This window comes from Phenylobacterium sp. (genome assembly GCF_030654915.1).
Taxonomy (GTDB): Bacteria; Pseudomonadota; Alphaproteobacteria; order Caulobacterales; family Caulobacteraceae; genus Phenylobacterium.
This window is the reverse complement of record NZ_JAURWM010000255.1, coordinates 1-13,971: the sequence shown is the minus strand read 5'-3', so window position 1 is coordinate 13,971 and position 13,971 is coordinate 1. Positions and strand designations below refer to the sequence as shown.

The following is a 13,971-nucleotide window of genomic DNA, read 5'->3' as shown; positions in this document are numbered from 1 at the left end:
TGGAACTTGGTCGGGTCCTTCAGGAAGTCGACGATTTCCGTCAGCTCTTCCTTGGCCTCGTCCACCCCGGCGACGTCGTCGAAGGTCACGCGGTTCTTGTTCTCGGTCATCATCTTGGCCTTGGACTTCCCAAAGCCCATGGCCCCGCGGGCGCCGCCCTGCATCTGACGCATGAAGAAGATCCAGACCCCGATCAGCAGCAGGATCGGCAGGCTGTTCAGGAACAGGCCCAGCAGCCCGCCGCCGGCGGACTTCACATTGATGTCCGCGCCCTGAGCTTCCAGGCGGTTGATCAGGTCTTCCTGATTGCCGGGCGTCATCGCGGTGAACGACTTGCCCGAATTGTCCTTGATTTCGATGGCCGTGCCGCGAAGCGTCGCGGTCTTGACCTCTCCGGCGCTCACCCGCTGCAGAAGCTGCGAGTAGGAAATCTGTCCGGACGCGCCAGCCGCCTGGCTGCCGCCAGTCATCATGCTGTACAGCCCGATGAGGACGACGACGATGACGCCCCAGATGGCGAGATTACGCAGATTCATGACGCGCCTTCGTGAAAAGTGTCTCTCAAAGCCCACTGTAGGTGGGTCTGCACCCTCAGACTAGCAAGGCTCATGCCGCGCGACGGAACATCGCGGTTCGCTGAACCTGCTAGGCCAAACATGCGAAAGGCCGCGCGGTTGCCCGCGCGGCCTTCGAAACTATAGCCTGAGGCCTTAATATTTACCGAGCCGGCTTCTTCGGCGCGGCGATCAGGCCTTCACGCTGAGCGCGCTTGCGGGCCAGCTTGCGCGCACGGCGCACGGCTTCGGCCTTTTGACGAGCGCGCTTTTCGCTCGGCTTTTCGTAGTGCACGTGCCGCTTCATTTCGCGGAACGAGCCTTCACGTTGCATTTTCTTCTTCAGCGCCTTGAGGGCCTGATCGACGTTATTGTCGCGAACGAAAATCTGAACCAGAGGTCTCTCTCCTATTACCCGTTCCCGCTCGGCCATCCTGGTGTCAGGCGGCGGCGAACGGACAAAAACCTTAGAACCCGCTGGCGCCAAGGCCTTCGGGTAAGAGCGCGGCGGGATAGCAGAAGCATTCAGCGATGTCCACGGCGGACAGGCGCAAAAACGCTCGCTAAAATAAGGCATGGCGAACCAAACCGACTGGGCTGAGGCCACTGAGCAACAGGTGCTGGATGCAGCACTGACCATCACCGCCACCCAAGGGTGGACCTGGCCCGCCGTTCGCGCGGCGGGAAAGGCCGTGGGACTGAGCGTGCCCGAGACCGAGCTGCTGCTGCCCCACGGGCCGGCGGACCTGGCGGCGCTTTTGTCGCGGCGGCACGACGCCCGGGCCCTGGCGGCCCTGCCCGACCCGGCCAGCTTAAAGATCCGCGAGCGCATCCGCGCGGCGGTCGAGGCGCGGATCGACGCGGCGGCGCAGGACGAGGCGGCGGTTCGCCGCTGGTCAGGCTATCTCGCGCTCCCGCTCAACTTCACCCTGGGCCTGAAGCTGCTCTGGGAAAGCGCCGACGCCCTGTGGCGCTGGGCCGGCGACACCGCCACCGATGAGAACCACTATTCAAAGCGCGCCATCCTGTCGGGGATCTTGGCCACCGCCCTGGCGATCCGCCTCTCCTCGGGCCGCGAGGCGGCGATGACCTTCGTCGACGCCCGGATCGAGAACGTGATGTCGTTCGAAAAGTGGAAAGCCGGCCTCAAGCCCGCCGACCTGATGCGTGACGTCGCCGCCGCGCTCGGCAAGATGCGGTACGGGTGAACAACGAGCGTTGGGTTGGCTTTCCCAGCGTCACGCGGCGATGATGTTTCCCAACAATTTGGGAGACGCCTTTTTATGACCGACGCCTTTTCGACGGAATGGACCTGCTTCGACGTCAGCCTCGACAGCGGCGTCGCGCATATCCAGCTCAAGCGACCCGAGGCGATGAACTCGATGATCCGGGAGTTCTGGAACGAACTGCCGCTGATCGTGCGCGACATCGACCACAACGCCCGCGCCCGGGCGATCGTGATCTCCTCGACCGGCAAGCACTTCTCGGCCGGTATGGACCTGGCGGTGTTCGGCGGCGGCGGATCGACCTCTCAGAACCAGGTCCAGGACCGCCACATCAACGCCGAGCAGCAGCGCCACCATATCCTCTGGCTGCAGGACTGCTTCGGTTGCCTGGACGACGCGCGGATTCCGGTGATCGTGGCGATCCAGGGCGGCTGCATCGGCGGCGCCGTCGACATGACCAGCGCTTGCGACATTCGCTACGCCAGCGCAGACGCCTTCTTCTGCATTCAGGAGATCAACATCGGCATGACCGCCGATGTCGGCACCTTCCCGCGCCTCTGCAAGCTGATCCCCGAGGGCTGGGTCCGCGAGATGGCCTATACGGGCCGCAGGATGCCCGCCCAGAAGGCCAAGGAGATCGGCTGGGTCAACGAGGTGCTGCCCACCCACGAGGAGTGCGTGGCCCACGCCCTGGCCACCGCCAAGGAAATCGCCACCAAGGCGCCGCTGGCGGTCACAGGCTCGAAGGTGATGATCAACTACGCTCGCGACCACACAATCAAGGACGGCTTGGACTACATCGCCGTCTGGCAGACCGGCATGTTCTCGGGCGCGCATATGGGCGAGGCCTTCAAGGCCAAGTCGGAGAAGCGGGACGCGGTCTGGCAGGACCTGCAGCCGCTGCGCCACGAAATGTAGCGAACGTGCGGCCTTCCCGCGTCGGGGAAGGCCGCGACCTAGCCGTCGCGCTCCGCGCCGGTCAGATCGCAGTCCTCGAGCTTGGCGTCGGTCAAGTCGGCCTGCAACAGGCGCGCGCGCAGCAGGCGGGCTTGCCGAAGGTCGGCGTGCCGTAGATTGGCGCGCGACAGGTCGGTCGGCACAAACCGGCCGGCCCCGATCTCCAGGGGGCCCATCAACGCCCCGCGCAGGTCGGCGCGGGTGAGTTGGGCGTCGATCAGCCTGGCGCCGCGCAGGTCGGCCATCCGCAGATTGACCCCGCGTAGGTCGCATCGCGAGAGGTCGGCGCCCTGCAGTTCGACGCCTTCCATATCCAGGCCGAAGAAGATCGAGCCCGGCGCGATCAGGCCGCTGAGCTTGCGGCGCCGCAAGGTGCGCGCGGGACGGAAGTCGATGGCCGAGAGCCGCGCAGCCGATCCGGCCTTGCCATGGCTCTCGCAGAACGCATGGTGCGCCACGATCACCTGCGGCAGCGGCCGATCCTCGACATAGACCACCGCCGGCGGCGCCAGCAGCACATCGGAGAGATCGGCGCCCTCCACCGTGGCGAAACTGAAATCGACGCGGATCAGGATGGCCCGCTTGAGCGAGGCGCCCGACAGGTCGGCGCCGGCCACGTCCGCCCCGGTCAGGTTCGCTCCATCGAGCTTGGCCTTGATCAGCCGGGCGCCGGCCAGTTGGGCGCCCGACAGGTCGGCGTCGGTGAAATCGGTGGCCAGGGCCGAGGCGCCGGTCATCTGGGCGCCGCTGAGATTAGCGCCCGCCAGGACGGCGAAGTTCAGCTCGCCAGGGCCCCCTGCATGATCGAGGTAGCGGAACCCCTCATCGCGATCCTGAAATGCGATGCGGCCTTCGCGAAGGTCGCAGCCGGCGAGACTGGCGCCGGTCAGATCGGCCCCCCGCAGGGTGGCGCCCCGCAGGTCGGCCTGGGATAGATCGGCCCGGCGCAGGTCGCTATCACGCAGGTCCGCGCCGAACAGGATGGCGCGCTCGAGCTTGATGCCCGCCATCAACGCGCCGCTGAGCAGGGCGCCGGTCAGGTCGGCGTCGCGCAGATCGATCCCCTCGAGCCGGAAACCGGAGAGGTCGGCATAGGCCAGGCTGGCGCGCCGGCCGCCGGTGCGGTTGGTCAGATACCGCCGATGCGCCTCAAGCGTCCGCCGCAACGTCTGGGGATCGAGACTGCGATGAAGGTTGGCGACAGCGGACATGCGCACCGGGGCAAGATTTCGGGGAGCCCCCAGAATCGCCGGTCGCGCTTAAGGAACGGTTGCGCAAATATGGCGATTAGGCGCCATTTTTCCCCTGATGGTTAAGGCTTGTAGCTCCGTTAGAGGAAGCCCTTCTTCTTGAACCACAGGAAGGGCGTCACACCGCTGATCACCATCAGAGCCAGGGCCCAGGGATAGCCCATCGCCCAGTGAAGCTCGGGCATGATGTCGAAGTTCATGCCGTAGATCGACGCCACCAGGGTCGGGGGCAAGAACACCACCGCCACCACCGAGAAGAACTTGATGATGCTGTTCTGCTCGATGTTGATCAGCCCCAGCGCCGCATCAAGCAGGAACGAGATGTGGCCGGAGGTGAAGCTGGCATGCTCGGTCAGGGCCTGGATGTCATGCTGAACGGCGATCAGGTGGCTGCGCCGGCTGTCGTCCTTCTGGAACTCCGGCGCCAAGACCGCGAAGCTGGATAGGCGGCTCAAGGACACCAGGCTCTTGCGGGCCAGCGAAGTGATCGACTGCGCCCTGGCCAGATCGCTCAGCAAAGACCCGAAGGCGTTGCCAGGCGGGCGGTTGAAGATCGCCACCGAGGTTTCGTGCACCAAGCCCGATTGCCGCTCGAGCACCTCGGCCGAACGCTCGACGATGGCGTCCAGCAGTTCCAGCGCCGCCTCGCCGCCATCGGCCACCGGCGCGTGGGCGCAACGCTCGGCGAAGATCGTGAAGGCCTTCAGCGGCTCGTACCGGATGGTGATCAGCACGTCGTTGACCAGGACCAGCGTCACGGGACTGGCGACCGGATGCGGCTCATCGGCGCGCGCGAGCAAGGTGGCGGTGAGGAAGGTGGCGCCGGCCTCCTGATAGAGGCGCGAGGAAGGCTCCAGATGCCTGGCCTCCTCCCGGGTCGGCAGATCGATGCCATAGGCGGTCTCGACCGCGGCTTCCTCGTCCGGGGTCGGGTCGACCAAATCAATCCAGATGATGTCGTCGCTCGCCCGCCAATTGGCGTCGACGGTCAGCGGAACAAAGCCACGAGCGGCCCGGCGAAGCAGGTTCAGCATTAGTCTCTCCGCAAGCGGCGAGCCTTCATGTGCGTCGCGAACAGCCGAGCGTCAACGCCGGCCAGATGATCAGTTGGAACCCGAGGACGGCTGGGACTGGGTCGCGGCCTGGATGAGGGCGGCGATCCGATCGGTGGAATCGGCGGCCTGGCCCAGCATGTGAAGCGGGCCAGCGCCTGGACGCACGACCGAGGCCACCTGGCTGGCCGCGCCGTGGGCGACGGCGATCGCCGCGTTCTGGGCGGTGTTGAAGCCGGAACTGGCCATGCGGACCGCATTGAGGTCCTGGTAGATGAAGCCGTGGGTCGGATAGGTGGAAGAGCCGAGATCGCGAACCGGATCGTACCAGACCTTGACCTGGGACCAGTCGCCGCCCGGCGACACGTCGATGACGGTGACGTCTTTTTCGATCTGGCCGCGGGTCCCGCCGATGCGCGACCAGTTGGCGTGGGTGATCTGGATGACCCGCTCTGTCAGCACCTGGCTGACCACGGCCACGTGGCCAAGACGCATCTTGCCGGAGGGTTTGAAGACCAGGACCGCGCCGGCCTTGGGAGAGACGCCGGTGTCGTATTTGCCGACGGCCTGACGCCACCAGGTCCAGGCGTCGCCGTAGATCTGGACGCCTGAAATCAGGCGGGCGAACGGGACGCATTGCCAATAGGTGTCGGCGACGGCGCCCGACAACGGAGCAAAAGCCATAACCGCCGCGGCGGCCAGGGATCCCAACAGGGCCCTCGGTCGTTTCAGCATGTTAAAGGAACTCCCCACGCAACGCGGTAAGGACTAACCATCCCTCAGACGGATGAAAAGACTCTTTACGCCCGTGCGTCCGAAGGTCGCCACGCTTGTCCCCAGCCCATCCACAGCTTGATACGAGCCGAACGACTCTTCTTGACTGCCTAAAAGTCATCCTCGACTAACGAAAAAACGCCGATCCTGGAAACTAATCACGGCGCATACGCATTGATCGGGTCATTAAGCTGAAAAAGTTTAGCATGATGACTCGTCAATACTCAGGCTCTCGAGGGGCCCGAGGCGATCTGGACCGCCTTATCTTGGGTCGACAGACCCGCGCCGTGTTACGGAATGTTTCAAATCCTGGCTGAGCCATGAAGACCCAAGAAGAAGAGTCTCGGAGCGGCACGGTCACGTTTAAGGCATTTGAGCCGTGATCCGCCGAGAGAACGGGCGCCGCGAAGGCGAAAATGGCCCGCCGACCTAGCGATTCGTTTTTCGCACCGAGCGCCCCAAAGCGGCGCTAGGCCCCGGCGCCGCCCATGTATCGATCCCAAAATCCTGCCGCTGGCTCGACCTGTTCGACCACATCGACCCAGAGCCCGGACGGATCGAAGAATCCAAATCGAAGCTGGCCGAACGCCTCGCGCGTCAGGTCGTAGTCGGCCCTGAGGCCGGCCGCTTTAAAGGTCTCGAATGCCGCCGCGGCGTCATCGACCTGCAGTTCGAAGCACATGCCCTGGCCAGAAAACACCTCGGGACCGGGCGGAGCGGAGGAGTGCTGCGGGCTCATGAAGGCCAGGGTCGCACCGTCAGCCTGCAGCAGGATGAACCAGTCGGCCTCGAAGGCGACGGCAAACCCCAGGTGAGCGGTCCAGAAGTCGCGGCACTCAGCCAGCTTCGGCGTGACGATGATCGGATAGCGGTCGATGAACCTCATGGCGTTTCCCCTTGATCGGCCTATAACGGCCATTAAGATACAAACTGTCTGTATGTCAAATGGGAGCGTTCAATGGGCGTGAAGGCGGAACGGGCGCTGGCCACCCGGGCGGCGCTGCTCACGGCGGCGCGGGATTTGTTCGCCGCCGATGGGTACGCGGCGACAAGCACCGAGGCGATCTTGGCCGCCACCGGCGTGACGCGCGGGGCGCTCTATCATCACTTCGCCGACAAGCAGGCGCTGTTCGCCGCGGTCTGCGAGTCCCTGCATGCGCAAGCCGAGCGGGTGATCGAGACCGACGCCGACGCCGCGCCGAGCGCCTTTGACGGCCTAGTCGCCGGCTGCCTGTCGTTTCTCGACTTCATGATCTCGCCGCAGGTCCGCCGCATCCTGATCCTCGACGCCCCCAGCGTACTGGGCTGGGAGGCCTGGAACGAGATGGATCGCCGTCACGGCTTTGGCCTGCTGATCGAAGGGGTCCAGGCCGCGGTCGCCGAGGGCGAATTGGCCGGCGATCCGCTGGCGCTGGCGGTGATGATCAACGGCGCGCTCAACTATGGCGTCGTCTGGGCCGGACAGTCTGAGGACCCCGAGGCGCTGGATCGGCTAAAATCAAGCTTCTCCCTTATGATCGAAACGCTGCGTTTCAAGTCCCCCGAAAGCAAGAAAAACCCCAACGAACATAGGGCCTAAGGGCGATCGACCACTATCGGCGCGCGAGAGATGCGCTAGAAAAGTCCTCCCAACAAAAATGAGAGGACCCCGATGGAAGCCCTTATGACCCTTGCAGCGGATCCGGCCGTATGGGCCGCGCTGATCACGCTGATCGTCATGGAAGTGGTCCTCGGGATCGACAACCTCGTCTTCATTTCGATCCTGTCGAACAAGCTTCCACCTGAACAACGCCAGAAGGCGCGCCGCATCGGTATCAGCCTGGCGCTGATCATGCGCTTGGTCCTGCTGTCGACCCTGGCCTTCATCGTCGGCCTGACCGCGCCGGTGTTCGAACTGCCCTGGCACGGGGCGCTGAACGAACATGGCGAACCGGCCTGGGAACTGGCCTTCTCATGGCGCGACCTGATCCTGATCGCCGGCGGCCTCTTCCTGATCTGGAAGGCGACCACCGAGATCCACCACAGCGTCGACCCCCAGGACTCCGACAGCAGCCTGGATAAGCAATCGCCGATCGCCATGAATTTTGGCGCGGCGATCATCCAAATCCTGCTGCTGGACCTGGTGTTCTCGATCGACTCGATCCTGACCGCCGTGGGCATGACCGACCACCTGCCGGTTATGATCATCGCCGTGGTCTTCGCGGTCGGCGTGATGCTCGTCGCGGCCGACCCGCTGGCCAACTTCATCAATGACAACCCGACCGTCGTGATGCTGGCCCTGGGCTTCCTGCTGATGATCGGCGCCACCCTGATCGCCGACGGCTTCGGCGTGCATGTGCCGAAGGGCTACATCTATGCGGCCATGGCCTTCTCCGGCTTGGTCGAAGGCTTGAACATGGCCAGCCGGACGGCGGCGAAGAAACGCGACCTCGCCAAACAAACCTCTGATAAGCTGCACTAACGATCTGGTCCGGGGGCGGGCGATCATTTTTCCGCCCGTCCCCGTCGGATCGCCAAGACCTGATTTAGAACGATAAATTTAGGGGCGGCCCATTTCGGCCGCTACGGAAGCGCCATTTGAACCAGCCGCACGTCCATAGTGACGAGGAGCGTCGGCTGACGCTCATCTCCGTGATGATCGTCTTCCTGCTGGCCGCCATGAGCCAGACGGTGATCGCCACCGCCATGCCCCGGATCGTGGGCGACCTGTCCGGGCTACATCTCTACGCCTGGGCCACCACCGCCTATCTTCTGGCCTCCACCGTCATGGTGCCGATCTGGGGCAAGATCTGCGACATCTACGGCCGCAAGCCCATACTGTTGACCGGCATCGGCCTGTTCCTGGCCGGCTCCTGGCTGGCTGGCCTATCGGGTGAATTCGGCGACCTGCCGCTGATCGGCGGCGGCATGACCCAGCTGATCACCTTCCGCGCCATCCAGGGCATGGGCGGCGGGGCGCTCTTCACCACCGCCTTCGCCATCCTCGCCGATCTTTTCGCGCCGCGCGAGCGGGCGAAGTTCTCGGGACTGTTCGGCTCGGTGTTCGGGATCTCCAGCATCTTCGGACCCGTGGTCGGCGGCTTCTTCACCGACCACGGCACCGTCACCATCGCCGGCCACCTGATCGCCGGCTGGCGCTGGGTGTTCTTCTTCAACGTGCCATTCGCCGCGGCGGCTATCGCCATGATCCTTTGGAAGATGCCCACCCTGCCGCGTCGCGGCGGCGGCGGCATCGACTGGATCGGCGCGGCCCTGATCATCGCCGCTTTCGTGCCTCTGCTGCTGGCCATCACCTGGGGCGGGCGCGAGCATCCCTGGGGCTCGCCGCTGATCCTAGGCATGCTGTCCTGGTCGGCCGCGGCGCTGGCTGCGTTCATCTATATTGAGACCAAGGTCCGCGAGCCGATCCTGCCGCTGGAGCTGTTCGCCAACCGCACCTTCGTCACCGCCAATGGCGCGGCGTTCGTCTACTCCATGGCTTTCATGGGCGTGTCGAGCTTCCTGCCGCTCTACATGCAGGTCGGCCTCGGCTATCCCGCCACCAAGAGCGGCCTGACCATGTTGGCCCTGATGGGCGGCTTCGTCTTGTCCTCGACTATCGGCGGCCAACTCGTCACCAAGACCGGTCACTTCAAGCCGTTCATGGTCGGCGGCGGCGCCATGCTGCTGCTCGGCGCTGGCCTGCTCTGCTTCATCGGCCCTGACACCACGACCGCCGACCTCGCTTGGCGGCTGCTGATCTTCGGGATCGGGCTGGGGCCGGGCCAAAGCCTGTTCAGCCTCGCGGTCCAGAACGCCGTTCCGTTCCACCGGCTGGGGGTGGCGACCTCGTCCAGCCAGTTCGTCCGTCAGATCGGCTCGACCATGGGTGTGGCCCTGTTCGGGGCGCTGCTCACTGCGGGACTGGCCAGCGAGCTCGACCGCCATGCCGCCGCACATCCCACCGCCCAGGTCCGCAAGCTCGACCTTGGCGACCTGCAGAAGATGGCGCTGGACAAGACCCTGCACCCGGAACTGGCGGCGGCGCGCGCGGCCGACCCAGTCGCCGTGGAGATGGAACGCACGATCCGCGAAAGCTTCTCGGTCGCCATCGTCCACGGAATGATCTTCAGCTTCGTCGTGCTGCTGCTCGGCTTCTTCCTGATGCTGATGGTGCCCGGCGGGCCGCTACGCGAACGCGACACCGCGCCGCCGGCGGAAGTCGCCGCGGAGGCTGCGGAATAGGCTAGATCCTCGCCCAACGGGGGAGCGTATAAGAGCTAAAGGAAACTATACGGATCGACGTCGATCGAGATGCGGATCGCGCCGGGGGGCCGGATTCGCGCCCGCCAGGTGGCGAGATAGGCCGACAGGTCCACGCTCCGATCCGCCCGGATCAGGAAGCGTTTGCGCCGTCGCCCACGGATCAGAGCCAGGGGCGCGTCGGCCGGGCCATAGACCTCCACCCCCTCGGCGTTGGGTGCGGCCTGGGCCATCAGCCGCACGAACGCCTCCAGGGCCTGGGCGTCGGGCCCGGACACCACGATGGCGCCCAGCCGGCCGAACGGCGGCAACTTCATGATCTCGCGCTCGGCCATCTCGGCCTCGATAAAGGCGTCGCGATCCTGAGCCTTCAGCGCCTGCATGACCGCATGCTCGGGCGCGTAGGTCTGCAGCAGCGCCCGCCCCGGCCGGTCGCGCCGCCCCGCCCGGCCGGTCGCCTGGGCCAGGAGTTGGTAGGTCCGTTCCGAGGCCCGCAGGTCCCCACCCCGCAGGCCAAGGTCAGCGTCGACCACGCCGACCAGGGTCAGCTTGGGGAAGTTGTGGCCCTTGGCCGCCGCCTGGGTGGCGACCAGGATGTCGATCTCGCCCTGCGCCATCGAGTCGACCAGCCGCCGAGCCTCCTTGGCGTCCCAGACCGTGTCGGAGGAGAACACCGCCACCCGCGCCTCCGGGAACAGCATCCGCGCCTCTTCCTCGACCCGCTCCACGCCGGGGCCGATCGAGGTCAGGCTGTCCTTGGCCCCGCAGTGCGGACACTTGTCGGGCTTGGGCATCGAGAAGCCGGTCAGGTGGCAGACCAGGCGATTGGAATAGCGATGCTCGACTAGCCAGCTATCGGTGTCGGGCGAGGTCATTCGCTCACCGCAGGCCTTGCACAGCACCAGCGGCGCATACCCCCGGCGGTTCAGGAACAGCAGGGTCTGCTCACCGGCCGCCAGGGTCTCGATCATCGCCTTGACCAGCGGCGGCGAGAGCCAGCGGCCGGTTTCCGGCGGCGTCTCCTTCAGGTCGATCAAGGTGATGTCGGGCAGCCGCGCGATCCCATGGCGAGACGACAGCTTCAGCCAGCGATAGCGGCCGGTCTCGGCGTTGCGCAGCGACTCCAGCGACGGCGTCGCCGAGGCCAGGATCACCGACGCCCCCTCGATCTTGCCCCGCGCCACCGACAGGTCGCGAGCCTGGTAGATGAAGCCCTCATCCTGCTTGTAGGAGCCATCGTGCTCCTCATCGACCACGATCAGGCCAAGCTTGATGAACGGCAGGAACAGCGCCGAACGGGCGCCGATCACGATGCGGCAGCCGCCAGTCGCCACCGCGTCCCAGACCTTGCGGCGCATCGGCGGAGCGATATCGGAATGCCACTCGGCCGGCATCACCCCGAACCGCTCGACGAACCGGGCGATCACCGCCTGGGTCAGGGCGATCTCCGGCAGCATGACCAGGACCTGAGCCTCCGGGTCGCGCGCCAAGGCGGCGGCGACGGCCTCCAGATAGACCTCGGTCTTGCCCGAGCCGGTCACTCCGTCGAGCAGGGCGACGTTGAAGCCCCCTTCATCGACCATCGACACCAGCGCGGCGGCGGCGGCGGCCTGACTGGCGTTCAGTTCATGGCCCTTGCGGCTCAGGTCAGGCGCGTCGAACCGCGCCTCCGCCTCGATGACCCGCAAGGCCAGCACACCCTCGTCGATCAAGCCCTTGATCACGCCGGGCGAAACCCCGGCGGCCCGGGCGAGATCGGCGGGCGACAACCGCTGGCCGGCGGCGGCTTCCAGCACCTTCAGCCTAGCCGGGGTCGACCGGCCGGGCGGGACTCCGGTGACCTCGATGATCTTTTCCGGCTTGGCCTTGGGCGCCCGCGCGCCGCGAATGGCGATGGCCAGCGGCTGGCCGGGGGCGTCGACGGAATAGCGCGCCGCCCACTGCACGAACTCGATGGCGCCGGGCGGCAAGGGCGGGGAATCCAGCTTGCTCTCGATGACCTTCAGCGGTCGGTTGCCGCCCGCGCCTTCACGCAGGGCCACGACGACGCCGCGCAGCAGACGCGGCCCCAAGGGCGCGGCCACTTGGTCGCCAACAGCCAACTCCATTCCCTCCGGCTCGGCGTAGTCGAACGCCTCGGGCAGCGGCATGGGAAGCAGGACGGAGGCGATGCGGCTCATTGCCCGGCCCAGATAGGCTGGCTTGGCGGCCGTGCAACCGGTAAAGAGCGCGGCATAATCCGCACCAGAAGGTCACCCATGCAGCTCTTTCTCGACACCACCGACGTTGGCCTGCTCAAGGAGCTCGTCGCTACCGGCCTGGTCGACGGCGTGACCACCAACCCCACGCTGATCGCCAAGTCCGGCCGGCCCATGCTGGAGGTCATCGCTGAGATTTGCGACCTCGTCGAGGGTCCCGTGAGCGCGGAGGTCGCCGCGACCGACGTCGTCGGCATGCTGGCCGAGGGCACAAAGCTCGCCGGTGTCGCCCCTAACGTCGTGGTGAAGCTGCCGCTGACGCGCGAAGGCCTGATCGCGACCGCCGAGTTTGCGGTCCAGGGCATCCAGACCAACGTCACCCTGTGCTTCTCGGCCGCCCAGGCCCTGCTCGCGGCCAAGGCCGGCGCCAGCTACATCTCGCCCTTCATCGGCCGCCTCGACGATTACGGCGCCGACGGCATGGACCTGATCAGCGAGATCCGCGCCATCTACGATAACTATGATTTCGACACCGAAATTCTCGCCGCCTCGATCCGTACCCCAAGCCACGTAACGGCTGCGGCCCTGGCCGGCGCCGATTGCGCCACCATTCCGCCCACCGTTTTCACCGACCTCTTCAAGCACCCGTTAACCGAAAAGGGGCTTGAACAGTTCATGAGCGACTGGGCCAAGACGGGCCAGTCCATCCTGTAAGAGACAGCGGGGGCTGAGCATGGACGTCGGGGCGCAGGCGAAAGAACACCACCTGGGCCCGGACGGCGTCCGCCGCTTCCTGTCGGACAATCCCGACTTCCTGCGCGGCGATCCGTCACTGTTGGCCGAGCTTGGCCTGCGGCCGGACGCCGCCAATGTCATCGATTTCGGGCCGGCGGCGCTGGCTCGGGTGCATGAGGCGCATCGTCGCGAGTCGAGCGCCCGCAAGCATATCGAAGCCACCGCGCGGGCCAATTTCTCGGCCCAGGCCCAGACCCACGGCGCGGTGGTCGACATGCTCGAGTCCCGCAACCACGCCGATCTGGCGCGCCGCGTGGACGAACTGTCCCAACAACGTTTTGGCCTCGCCGCCGGGATCGTGGCCCTGGAAGGTCCCGAGCGCACCCCGGCCGGCTGGCGGATGCTGGTCGACGGCCAGATCGACATGATCATCGGTCATGACCGCGTCGCCCTGATGGGCTTCCAGCCCACGGCGCTCGGCCTGTTCGGCGAACGCGCCGGATCCATCCGCTCGATGGCCATGGTCCGGATGGCGATCTGGGAGCCGTCGCGCGAAGGCCTGCTGGCGTTCGGCTCGGAAGACGAGCACGGTTTCACCGAAGACATGGGCGCCGAGCTGGTGGCCTTCCTCGCCCGTGTGGTGGAACGCACCGCGGAGCGGTGGCCGGTCCTGTGACCTCCGCCCGCCAGGGGCTGGCGCTCTGGCTGGAACACCTGGCCAAGGAGCGGCGCGCCTCGCCGCGCACCGTCGAGGCCTACGCCTTCGCTGGCGGCCGCTACATCAACTTCCTGGAACGCCATCGCGGCGAGGCCTTGTCGCTCGGCGCCATGAGCACACTCACCGCTGGCGAAGTCCGCGCCTGGCTCGCCTATCTGCGCCAGGGCGACAAGCCGCTGTCGCCGCGCTCTCTGTCCCAGTCGCTTTCGGCGATCCGCACCTTTCACCGGTTCCTCGATCGCCGGATGGACACCCCCAACGCCGC

15 protein-coding genes are annotated in these 13,971 nt (G+C 66.0%); 8 read left to right on the top strand and 7 right to left on the bottom strand.

All coding sequences use genetic code 11. The features are described 5' to 3' along the window. Together Q7T84_RS13265 and rpsU are read right to left on the bottom strand one after the other, a co-directional pair. Nucleotides 1-536: ATP-dependent metallopeptidase FtsH/Yme1/Tma family protein (locus Q7T84_RS13265; RefSeq protein ID WP_304809657.1), on the bottom strand; the 536-nt coding region annotated here is incomplete at its 3' end. Nucleotides 537-717: 181 nt separating this feature from the next. Further along, nucleotides 718-951 carry a 30S ribosomal protein S21 gene (rpsU, locus tag Q7T84_RS13260; RefSeq protein WP_091735317.1) on the bottom strand — a complete coding sequence of 78 codons (234 nt, stop codon included), beginning with the start codon at nt 949-951 and terminating at the stop codon, nt 718-720. Between the two features lie 178 nt (nt 952-1,129). Between rpsU and Q7T84_RS13255 the strand changes: the two genes are divergently transcribed. Both Q7T84_RS13255 and Q7T84_RS13250 read left to right on the top strand, forming a co-directional pair. Next, entirely contained in the window at nt 1,130-1,762 is a 633-nt protein-coding gene (locus tag Q7T84_RS13255) for a COQ9 family protein (protein ID WP_304809655.1), read from the top strand. A gap of 75 nt (nt 1,763-1,837) precedes the next feature. Next, complete coding sequence (locus Q7T84_RS13250; RefSeq protein WP_304809653.1) at nt 1,838-2,698, top strand: crotonase/enoyl-CoA hydratase family protein; 861 nt, start codon at nt 1,838-1,840, stop codon at nt 2,696-2,698. A gap of 38 nt (nt 2,699-2,736) precedes the next feature. On the opposite strand, the gene Q7T84_RS13245 is transcribed toward Q7T84_RS13250, so the two are convergent. From Q7T84_RS13245 to Q7T84_RS13230, 4 genes are all read right to left on the bottom strand, one after another. Continuing rightward, nucleotides 2,737-3,948 (bottom strand): pentapeptide repeat-containing protein, encoded by a 1,212-nt coding sequence (locus Q7T84_RS13245; protein WP_304809651.1) that lies wholly within the window; start codon nt 3,946-3,948, stop codon nt 2,737-2,739. A 119-nt stretch (nt 3,949-4,067) separates the two neighbouring features. Beyond that, the gene (locus tag Q7T84_RS13240; protein WP_304809649.1) at nt 4,068-5,021 is read right to left on the bottom strand and encodes a magnesium transporter CorA family protein; all 954 of its coding nucleotides are present in this window, start codon (nt 5,019-5,021) and stop codon (nt 4,068-4,070) included. Between the two features lie 69 nt (nt 5,022-5,090). After that, entirely contained in the window at nt 5,091-5,774 is a 684-nt protein-coding gene (locus Q7T84_RS13235) for a CHAP domain-containing protein (protein WP_304809647.1), read from the bottom strand. A 508-nt stretch (nt 5,775-6,282) separates the two neighbouring features. Continuing rightward, nucleotides 6,283-6,699 (bottom strand): VOC family protein, encoded by a 417-nt coding sequence (locus Q7T84_RS13230; RefSeq protein WP_304809645.1) that lies wholly within the window; start codon nt 6,697-6,699, stop codon nt 6,283-6,285. A gap of 72 nt (nt 6,700-6,771) precedes the next feature. Here Q7T84_RS13230 and Q7T84_RS13225 point away from each other — a divergent pair, with 72 nt between their 5' ends. The 3 genes from Q7T84_RS13225 to Q7T84_RS13215 all read left to right on the top strand — a co-directional run bounded on the left by Q7T84_RS13225 (nt 6,772) and on the right by Q7T84_RS13215 (nt 10,037). Beyond that, nucleotides 6,772-7,392, top strand: coding sequence for a TetR/AcrR family transcriptional regulator (locus Q7T84_RS13225; RefSeq protein ID WP_304809643.1), 621 nt, complete (start codon nt 6,772-6,774; stop codon nt 7,390-7,392). Between the two features lie 72 nt (nt 7,393-7,464). Further along, nucleotides 7,465-8,274, top strand: a complete 810-nt coding sequence (locus Q7T84_RS13220; protein WP_304809641.1) for a TerC family protein — start codon at nt 7,465-7,467, stop codon at nt 8,272-8,274. A gap of 116 nt (nt 8,275-8,390) precedes the next feature. Continuing rightward, nucleotides 8,391-10,037 (top strand): MDR family MFS transporter, encoded by a 1,647-nt coding sequence (locus Q7T84_RS13215; protein WP_304809639.1) that lies wholly within the window; start codon nt 8,391-8,393, stop codon nt 10,035-10,037. A gap of 35 nt (nt 10,038-10,072) precedes the next feature. Here Q7T84_RS13215 and Q7T84_RS13210 read toward each other — a convergent pair whose 3' ends face one another. Beyond that, nucleotides 10,073-12,235 carry a primosomal protein N' gene (locus tag Q7T84_RS13210; RefSeq protein ID WP_304809637.1) on the bottom strand — a complete coding sequence of 721 codons (2,163 nt, stop codon included), beginning with the start codon at nt 12,233-12,235 and terminating at the stop codon, nt 10,073-10,075. Nucleotides 12,236-12,313: 78 nt separating this feature from the next. On the opposite strand from Q7T84_RS13210, the gene fsa reads away from it, so the two are divergent. The 3 genes from fsa to Q7T84_RS13195 form a co-directional block, all read left to right on the top strand. Beyond that, nucleotides 12,314-12,967, top strand: a complete 654-nt coding sequence (gene fsa / locus Q7T84_RS13205; protein WP_304809634.1) for a fructose-6-phosphate aldolase — start codon at nt 12,314-12,316, stop codon at nt 12,965-12,967. A 19-nt stretch (nt 12,968-12,986) separates the two neighbouring features. Further along, on the top strand, nt 12,987-13,664 hold the full coding sequence (locus tag Q7T84_RS13200) for a DUF484 family protein (protein ID WP_304809630.1): 678 nt from the start codon (nt 12,987-12,989) through the stop codon (nt 13,662-13,664). Next, the coding region (locus tag Q7T84_RS13195) for a site-specific integrase (protein ID WP_304809627.1) at nt 13,661-13,971 on the top strand (311 nt) is incomplete at its 3' end. The genes Q7T84_RS13200 and Q7T84_RS13195, both read left to right, overlap by 4 nt.